At 65.1% G+C, this 8,498-nt stretch carries 8 protein-coding genes; 2 read left to right on the top strand and 6 right to left on the bottom strand.

The features are described from left to right. Together ROJ8625_RS19735 and hppD are read right to left on the bottom strand one after the other, a co-directional pair. A partial coding sequence (locus tag ROJ8625_RS19735; RefSeq protein ID WP_143535044.1) for a transposase occupies positions 1-124 on the bottom strand: 124 nt, incomplete at its 3' end. Positions 125-186: 62 nt separating this feature from the next. Next, positions 187-1,275, bottom strand: a complete 1,089-nt coding sequence (gene hppD / locus ROJ8625_RS19730; protein WP_085793649.1) for a 4-hydroxyphenylpyruvate dioxygenase — start codon at positions 1,273-1,275, stop codon at positions 187-189. Between the two features lie 118 nt (positions 1,276-1,393). Between hppD and ROJ8625_RS19725 the strand changes: the two genes are divergently transcribed. Both ROJ8625_RS19725 and ROJ8625_RS19720 read left to right on the top strand, forming a co-directional pair. Further along, complete coding sequence (locus ROJ8625_RS19725; protein WP_085793654.1) at positions 1,394-1,867, top strand: Lrp/AsnC family transcriptional regulator; 474 nt, start codon at positions 1,394-1,396, stop codon at positions 1,865-1,867. A gap of 115 nt (positions 1,868-1,982) precedes the next feature. Further along, on the top strand, positions 1,983-3,851 hold the full coding sequence (locus tag ROJ8625_RS19720; RefSeq protein ID WP_085793648.1) for a monovalent cation:proton antiporter-2 (CPA2) family protein: 1,869 nt from the start codon (positions 1,983-1,985) through the stop codon (positions 3,849-3,851). Positions 3,852-3,923: 72 nt separating this feature from the next. Here the strand turns inward: ROJ8625_RS19720 and ROJ8625_RS19715 are convergent, their stop codons facing one another. The 4 genes from ROJ8625_RS19715 to ROJ8625_RS19700 form a co-directional block, all read right to left on the bottom strand. Further along, positions 3,924-4,433 carry a CarD family transcriptional regulator gene (locus ROJ8625_RS19715; protein ID WP_085793647.1) on the bottom strand — a complete coding sequence of 170 codons (510 nt, stop codon included), beginning with the start codon at positions 4,431-4,433 and terminating at the stop codon, positions 3,924-3,926. 275 nt (positions 4,434-4,708) lie between these two features. Next, positions 4,709-5,047 carry a ferredoxin FdxA gene (gene fdxA / locus ROJ8625_RS19710; protein ID WP_085793646.1) on the bottom strand — a complete coding sequence of 113 codons (339 nt, stop codon included), beginning with the start codon at positions 5,045-5,047 and terminating at the stop codon, positions 4,709-4,711. A 46-nt stretch (positions 5,048-5,093) separates the two neighbouring features. Next, complete coding sequence (locus ROJ8625_RS19705) at positions 5,094-5,474, bottom strand: RNA-binding S4 domain-containing protein (protein ID WP_234984327.1); 381 nt, start codon at positions 5,472-5,474, stop codon at positions 5,094-5,096. Continuing rightward, positions 5,475-8,492: a helicase-related protein gene (locus ROJ8625_RS19700; RefSeq protein WP_085793645.1), complete on the bottom strand. Its 3,018-nt coding sequence runs from the start codon at positions 8,490-8,492 to the stop codon at positions 5,475-5,477. Between the last annotated feature and the right edge of the window lie 6 nt (positions 8,493-8,498).

Raw genomic sequence — 8,498 nt, 5'->3', positions numbered from 1 at the left:
GCCACTTGTAAAACGTCGGCTCGCTCACGCCGTGCTTCCGACAGAGCTCCGCCGCGCTCAGCCCGGCCTGGTGCTCCTTCAGGATGCCAATGATCTGTTCTTCGCTGAACCTGCTGCGCTTCATCGTTCATCTCCTCTGTCGAGGAACAGACTAACCTCAGAGTGGGGAGGTTTCAGGGGAGCAGGTCACCCGTATTCGCCCTGTGCCATTTCTTCGGCCTCGATCGACTCGAAGAGCGCCTTGAAGTTGCCCTCGCCGAAGCCGTCGTCACCCTTGCGCTGGATGAACTCGAAGAAGATCGGCCCGATCACGGTCTTGGAGAAGATCTGCAGCAGAATCTTCGTTTCGCCACCGTCGACCACACCCTCGCCGTCGATGAGAATCCCGTGCGTCTTCATCCGCTCGGTCGGCTCTTCGTGGCCCTGAACGCGATCGTGGCTCTGCGCGTAGTAGGTGTCGGGCGGCCCCGGCATGAACTTGAGCCCCTTCGCGGCGATCGCGTCGGTGGCGTCGTAGATGTCCTTCGCGCCGACGGCGATGTGCTGGATCCCTTCGCCGTTGTACTTCTTGAGGTAGTTCACGATCTGCCCGGTCTCGCCGCGGTCCTCGTTGATCGGAATGCGGATCTTCCCGCACGGAGAGGTCAGCGCGCGGCTGAAGAGGCCCGTGTACTTCCCCTCGATGTCGAAGAACCGGATCTCCTTGAAGTTGAACAGGTCGCCGTAGAACTTGAACCACGTGTCCATGTTGCCCGTGAACACGTTGTGGGTCAGGTGATCGAGATACCAGAACCCGACGCCTTCGGGTTTCGACGTGGCGATCCAGTCGAACTCCCAATTGTAGGGAGAGGTGTCGTAGTAATCCTCGATAAAGTAGATGAGCGATCCGCCGATGCCCTTGATCGCCGGCACGTCCATCGTCTTGTCGTCACCTTCGTACTCCTCGGCGCCGAGCTTCACGGCGTGATCCAGCGCGTGCCGGGCGTCGACCACGCGCCACGCCATCGACGGGGCGCAGGGGCCGTGTTCCTCGACGAAGCGCGCGGCAAAGCTGCCCGGTTCGGCGTTCAGGACGTAGGTGATGTCGCCCTGCTGCCAAAGCTCGATCGCCTTGGCCTTGTGATTGGCGACATGCGTGTAGCCCATCCGCTCGAAGAGATCGCGCAACTCCTGCGGTTCGGGATGCGCGAATTCCACGAATTCGAACCCGTCGGTCCCGGCGGGGTTCTCGGCGGTGATGCGGGCTTTGGGTGCGTCGTGCGGAAACGGTCCCATGTCGGTCCTCCTCGATCGTGTCGGTATTCAAGATAAGAGGGCGTTCTTGCGGCGTCCGCGCATTCCGGTCTCCGTTTCGCCCTTTCATGCCGGATCCGCCGCGCATAACCTGCGCATCATGCAAGACTCCCGCGCAACGCTCGATGAGACCGATCTGAAGCTCTTGTCTGAGCTGCAGCAGGACGCGCACCTGACGGCCGAGGAACTCGGCCGTCGCCTCCACCTCTCGGCGAGCCAGGTCGGACGCCGGCGCCAGAGGCTCGAGGCGGCGGGATACATTCGCGGCTACATCGCGCGGCTCGATCCGGCGCGGCTCGGGCTCGCGGTTCAGGCCTTCGTGCAGGTGCAGCTGCGCGCCCACGGCGCGGAGCACGGCCAGAGCTTTGCGCGGCTTCTGCGAACGCGGGCCGAGATCATCTCGGCCTGGACCCTGACCGGGGAGGCCGACTATCTCCTGCGCGTCTTCTGCGAAGATCTTCCCGCGCTGAACCGGCTGATCCACGAGGTGCTCCTGACCCACCCGACGGTGGCGCGCGTCCAGAGCCAGATCGTCATGGATCAGACGAAACCCGACGCGCCCTACCCCGTCTGACGCCTCGACGGGCATTTGTGCGCGGCGCTCGGTCGCGATCCGGGGTTGCCGGTTGCCCTTGCGCCCCGCATCGCGCCATCATCCGCGCGGCGGGCATCGGAGGCGACGAGGCGACATGGAAACCTTTCTCTACCAGGCATCCATCTTCCTCGCCGCGGCGGTGATCGCGGTGCCGCTCGCGGCGCGGCTCGGCCTCGGCTCGGTGCTGGGCTACCTCGCCGCCGGCATCGTGATCGGGCCGATCCTGGGCCTCATCACCGCGACCTCCGACCTGCAGCACTTCGCCGAGTTCGGCGTTGTGATGATGCTGTTCCTGATCGGACTCGAGCTCGAACCACGGGCGCTCTGGGACATGCGGCAGAAGCTCGTGGGTCTCGGCGGGCTTCAGATCCTCATCACCGGCGCGGCGGTGACCGGCGCGGCCACGCTCTTTGGCCTGGCGCTGGGGCCGGCCATCGCGGTCGGCATGATCTTTGCGTTGTCCTCCACTGCGATCGTTCTGCAGACGCTGTCGGAAAAGGGGCTGATGCAGACGACCGGCGGACGCTCGACCTTTTCGGTTCTGCTGACGCAGGATATCGCGGTGATCCCTATGCTCGTCGTTCTCCCGCTTCTCGGGGGCGTGGGCACGGCGACGCTGTCGGAGGACGGCTCGATCGCACGGTCTTCGGCCGAGGACGCGCACCATACGATGAGCCTCGTCGAGGGACTGCCGGGCTGGGGCGTCGCTCTCGTCACGCTCGGAGCGATCGCGGCGATCATCCTTGCGGGCGCGTTCCTGATCCGGCCCGTCTTCGGCTTCATCCACTCCGCCCGCCTGCGCGAGATGTACACCGCTCTGTCGCTGCTGATCGTGCTCGGGATCGCGTTCCTGATGATCCTCGTAGGCCTGTCGCCCGCGCTCGGAACGTTCCTCGCGGGCGTTGTGCTGGCCAACAGCGAGTTCCGGCACGAACTCGAGAGCGACATCGAGCCCTTCAAGGGCCTCTTGCTCGGGCTTTTCTTCATCACCGTCGGCGCCGGCATCGACTTCGGCACGTTTTTCGACGCGCCCTTCACGCTTCTCGGGCTCGCGCTCGGGGTCATGGTGCTCAAGGGCACGATCCTGTACGGCCTTGGCCGGGCCTTCGGCCTGCGCGGGCGCGACCAATGGCTGTTCACGCTCGGGCTCGCCCAGGCCGGCGAGTTCGGCTTTGTCCTGGTGTCCTTCTCGCTCCAGCAATCGGTGCTCGGCGCCGCGCTCGGGGCGCAGCTGCTTCTCGTGATCGCGTTGTCGATGCTGCTCACGCCGCTGTTCTTCATCGGCTACGAATGGCTGTCGAAGCGCATGGCTGACGACGGCGAGACGCAGGACGCGGACGAGATCTCCGAGGAGGCGCCGGTCATCATCGCCGGCGTCGGCCGCTTCGGCCAGATCGTGAACCGCATGGTGACCAATTCGGGGTTCTCCACCGTCGTCGTCGATCACGATATGGAGACGATCCAGGTCATGCGGCGCTTCGGCTTCAAGGGCTATTTCGGCGACCCGACCCGGCCGGACCTCCTGCACGCCGCGGGCCTCGACAAGGCGCGGGTGCTGGTGGCCGCACTCGACGATCCGAAGTCCACCAACCAACTTGTCGCCTACGCCCGGCGGATCCGCGGCGAGGATCTTCATATCGTCGCGCGCGCGCGCGACAGGGTCCATGTCTACGAGCTCTACCAGGCCGGCGCGGACGACATCGTGCGCGAGCTCTTTGACAGCTCCATGCGCGCGGGTCGCTACGTGCTGGAAAACGTCGGACTGACCGAATTCGAGGCGTCCGAGGCGCAAAAGACCTTCTATCACCACGACCGCATGATCGTGCGCGAACTCGCGACGCACTGGAAACCCGGGCTCGCCGTCAAGGACAACCCCGAATACATCGCCCGCGCCCAGGAGCTCGAGAAAGAGCTCGAAACCGCGCTCTTCTCGGTTCTGGAGCGGAAGGACAACGCGGCCTGAGGCCTACGTCATCCCGCAACGAAAAAGGCCGTGCCTCGCGGCACGGCCCTGAGATAGATTGGGCTCGGAGTCTTACGCGGCGCGCGAGACCAGAACCTCGTCGACCTGCTTGGCCGCCGCGACCTCGTCACCGCCAGTGACCGCGGCGACTTCACGGGTCAGACGCTCGAGCGCCGCCTCGTAAAGCTGGCGCTCGGAGTAGCTCTGCTCGCGCTGGTCGTCCGCGCGGTGCAGGTCGCGCACGACCTCCGCGATGGCGATCAGGTCGCCGGAATTGATCTTCTGCTCGTATTCCTGGGCGCGGCGCGACCACATAGCCTTCTTGACCTTCGCCTTGCCTTTCAGCGTCTTCATCGCCTGGCTCACGACGTCGGGCGACGACAGCGAGCGCATGCCGACTTCTGTCGCCTTGTGCGTGGGCACCCGCAGCGTCATCTTGTCCTTCTCGAAGGAGATGACGAACAGCTCGAGCTTGATCCCGGCGATCTCCTGCTCCTCGATCGACATGATCTGGCCAACGCCGTGCGCAGGATATACGACGTAGTCGTTGGGAGAGAATTCGGACTTCTTGACTTTGGTCATGCAGGTTCCTCGGCAGCTCCGCGTGTGTCCGGGCGACACGAAGGGCGAGCGGAAACGAGAGGTTTCCGTTCACCCAATACTCGACGACAGGATTCTAAACGTCCGGGGGCTCAGGCGCCCGGTGGTCATATGCACACGACGTACTCATTTGTTACACAAATATAGCACTTCGGCGGGCACTTTGCCAGCGCCCGCGCAAAACGTGGAAAATCCTTGTCTGTCAGCAGCTTCGTTGCGGTTTCGGCGAAGTGCCGCGCATGCCCGCGCGAATCGCGTCAGCCGCCTTCGCCGGCCGCCTCCGAAAAGTACTTGTCCATCTTGCCCTCTTCACCGTCACGCTCGTCCGCTTCAGGAAGTGGATCCTTTTTCGTAACGATGACGGGCCATTGCTCGGAATACTTGCGGTTGAACTCGACCCAGTTCTCCATCTCCGGCTCGGTGTCCGGGCGGATGGCGTCGGCCGGGCATTCCGGTTCGCACACGCCGCAGTCGATGCACTCGTCGGGGTGGATTACGAGCATGTTCTCACCCTCGTAAAAGCAGTCGACGGGGCAGACCTCGACGCAGTCGGTGTATTTGCAGGCGATGCAATTGTCGGTGACGACGTAGGTCATGGGTCTTCCTGTTCCTTTGAACGTTCAGCTAGACCATCGCCGGGGCTCAATCAAGCGCTCCTCCGCGAGTGTGATCGAGCTGGCGACGCGCCTTTTTCGTCGGCCGACCGCCGGCCTCGGGCACCGGCCGCGACGGATCGGGCGCACGCGGCTCGGGCGGTGACAGATCGTCGTAGAGTGCCTTCGCCTCCGGGGCGGGTCCGCGCCGTTCGCCGAGCGCGACAACGCGCACAACGCGCACGTCTCGCGACTGTGGAAACGTCAGAACATCGCCCGCGCCGACGGCCACGCTTGCCTTGGCGATCCGCGTCCCGTTCAGACGCACGTTGCCGGCGGTCACGACCTTGGCCGCGAGGCTTCGCGTCTTGAAGAAACGCGCGTGCCACATCCACTTGTCGACACGCAGCCTGGGCGACGCCTCGGCCACTTACGAGCGGTCCTTGAACCCCATCAGAGCGGCGGCGAAGGGGTTGTCGGGATCGATACGATCCTTCTTCTCCGGCTTCGAAGATGCGGACTTGGCACCGCCGCGATCGTCGCGCTGGGGCTTTTTGCCACCTTTCGGCTTTCCCTTGCCCTTTGCGCCCGGGCCTCCCCGGCCTTTTGCGTCCGATCCGGCATTGCGGCCTTCGGCGCGCCCCTGCCCCTGACGGCCTCGGTTGCCGCCGCGGTTCCCCGCCCAGGTGAACGTGTAGTATACCTCGATCTCCGGATCGGCGACGTCGGCGTCCGGCGGCGTGCCGATCGGCACTTCCTCTGCCGGAACGTCGGCGACAGGCGCTTCCGGCGCGGTGTCGACCGGCTCTTCGGCGATCGGCGCGAGATCGGCATCGGGGATCTGCTCCGCCTCGGCCTCTGCCGGGCTCTCGGGATCGACCTGAGGCTGTTCCGTGATCGCCCCGGGTGCGGTTGCGTTCGCGGCGTCGAAGACAGGCTCATCCGGCGCATCGCGCCCTTCAGCCTCGGGATCCGGTGCAGCGGCCTCTTCTTCGGCCGAGGCGCCCACCTCGGGCACCGCCGCCTGGTGCGCATCACCCTCGTCGGTCGGGATCGTCTGGTCCACGGCGCGCATCTTGGTCCGCTCGCCGCGTTCAGCCCGGTACCCGAGGCCCTGCATCAGATCGGCGAACTGTTCCAACGTCAGACCGGTGATCGACAGCATGTCTGCGGTTGCCTCGAAGCCGCCGCGCGTGTCCTCGCCGCGGATCATGTCGGCCAGGCGCTCGAGCATGTCGATGCGGATCGCCCGCTGACCGGCGCGGCGGTATCCCATGACGGCATAGTGATCGGTGGCGAGGCCGGGCGTTTCCGGAACCGTCACGAGCCCCGGCGGCGGCGCCTCCGGGAACGTGTCGAGACCATTCGCCAGCGACCAGAGCACGAGCCGCAGGCGTGTCGGTGCGGGCTTGAGCAGCGCCGCCATGAAGATGGTGAACTGGCCGAACCGGATTCCGTGCTTGCGCAGCGCGCCTCGCGCATCCTGATCGAGCGCCTTGACCTCGTCTGCGACCTGCCCGCGCGGGATGACACCCATCGCCTCGACCATGCGAAAGCCGAAACCCTTCGCGAGGCCGGTGAGCGTTTCGTCTTTCTGGATGTTCATCAGCGGCTCGAACAGAGCCGCGATCTTGCGGTCGATGAAGTGCTGAAGCCTGCGCTCGACCTTTTGCTGGACGTCGGGGCCGGCGGTGTCGTCGACGAAGGCGACGACACGCGGCTTGAGCGGGTCGTCTCCGGCCGCCAGCTTGCCCACAGCCTGATCGCCCCACATGAGGCCACCTTGCTCGGTGAAATCGATCTCGGTGTCGGGTGCGTTGTAGAACCGGTCCGCACGCAGATGGAAATGCGGGGCGAGCGCCTGCAACGAAGCGGTCTTGAGCGTCTTGGCTTCCTGCCCCTGCGCATCCTGATCGTGCCGGAACCGGAATCCTTCGAGCCGGCCGACGAATTCGCCTTCGACCGTGACCTCGCCCTTGTCGTTCACTTCGGCCAAGAGGGCCTCCTTCTGCTTCAACCGGCGAAGCAACACGCTCGTCCGCCGGTCTACGAACCTTTGCGTCAGTCGCTCATGGAGCGCATCCGACAGCCTGTCTTCTACCGCGCGGGTTTCGTCCCGCCAATGCGTTTCGTCCCGGACCCAGCCGCTGCGCTGTGCGACGTAGGTCCATGTGCGGATATATGCCAACCGCTTCGACAGCATGTCGATATCGCCATCGGTCCGGTCGATCCTGCGCACCTGCGATGCGATGAAATCGTCCGGCACCCGCCCCGTCTGGTGCAGGTGCCCGAATATAACTTGCAAAAGCCCCGCATGTTCCGCGTGGCTGATGCCGCGAAAGTCCGGGATCCGGCACACGTCCCACAATAGTTGAACCGATTTGGGGTCAGAGGCGCGAGCGGTGACCTCCGCATCGCGCGACAACGCCCGGAGCGCGACGAGATCGTCCGCTTCGCGCGCCTTGGTCAGACGTTCGTCGGTCGGGGACGCCTCCAGCGACGCGATCAGTTTCTCGACCGACGCGAAGCTCAGATTCGCGTTGCGCCAGTTGAGTTTGCGGATCGGAGTGAACCTGTGGTCGACAATCGCTTCGGCGGTGTCATCGTCGAGCGGCTGCGCCTCGCCTGTCACGCCAAAGGTGCCGTCGGACATCCCGCGACCGGCCCGCCCGGCGATCTGCGCCAGCTCGTTCGGGGCAAGCGGGCGCATGCGTCTGCCGTCGAACTTCGACAGGGACGAGAACGCGACGTGGTCGATGTCGAGGTTCAGGCCCATGCCGATGGCATCCGTCGCGACGAGAAAATCGACCTCTCCGTTCTGGTAGAGCGCCACCTGCGCATTGCGCGTGCGCGGGCTCAACGCGCCCATGACGACCGCCGCGCCGCCCTTCTGTCGCCGCAGAAGCTCGGCCGTGGCGTATACATTCTCAACCGAAAAGCCGACGATCGCGGTTCTGGGGCGCAGGCGGCTTATCTTTTTCGAACCTGTGTAGCTCAGTTGGCTCATGCGTTCGCGCCGCACGAATTCCACGCCCGGAACCAGTGCGGCGATGGCGCCCCGCATCGTGTGCGCGCCCATGAACACGGTCTCGCGCAGCCCCCGCATCCGCAACAAACGGTCGGTAAAGACATGCCCGCGCTCGGGATCGGCACAGAGTTGAATTTCGTCGATCGCGACGAAGTCGCAGCCCATGCCCTCGGGCATCGCCTCGACGGTGCAGACCCAGTAAGTCGCCCGCGGCGGCACGATCCGCTCTTCCCCGGTGATGAGGGCGACGACGGAAGGCCCCCGCGCGCGAACGATCTTGTCGTACACCTCGCGCGCCAGGAGCCGTAGCGGGAGACCGATCATGCCGGTCCGGTAGCCCAGCATCCGGTCGATCGCGTAGTGGGTCTTGCCCGTGTTTGTCGGGCCGAGGACGGCCGCGACCCGCGCGCGCTCTGTCATGTAAAG

Source organism: Roseivivax jejudonensis, assembly GCF_900172265.1.
GTDB classification, from domain to species: domain Bacteria; phylum Pseudomonadota; class Alphaproteobacteria; order Rhodobacterales; family Rhodobacteraceae; genus Roseivivax; species Roseivivax jejudonensis.
This window is presented reverse-complemented; position numbering and strand designations above follow the sequence as displayed.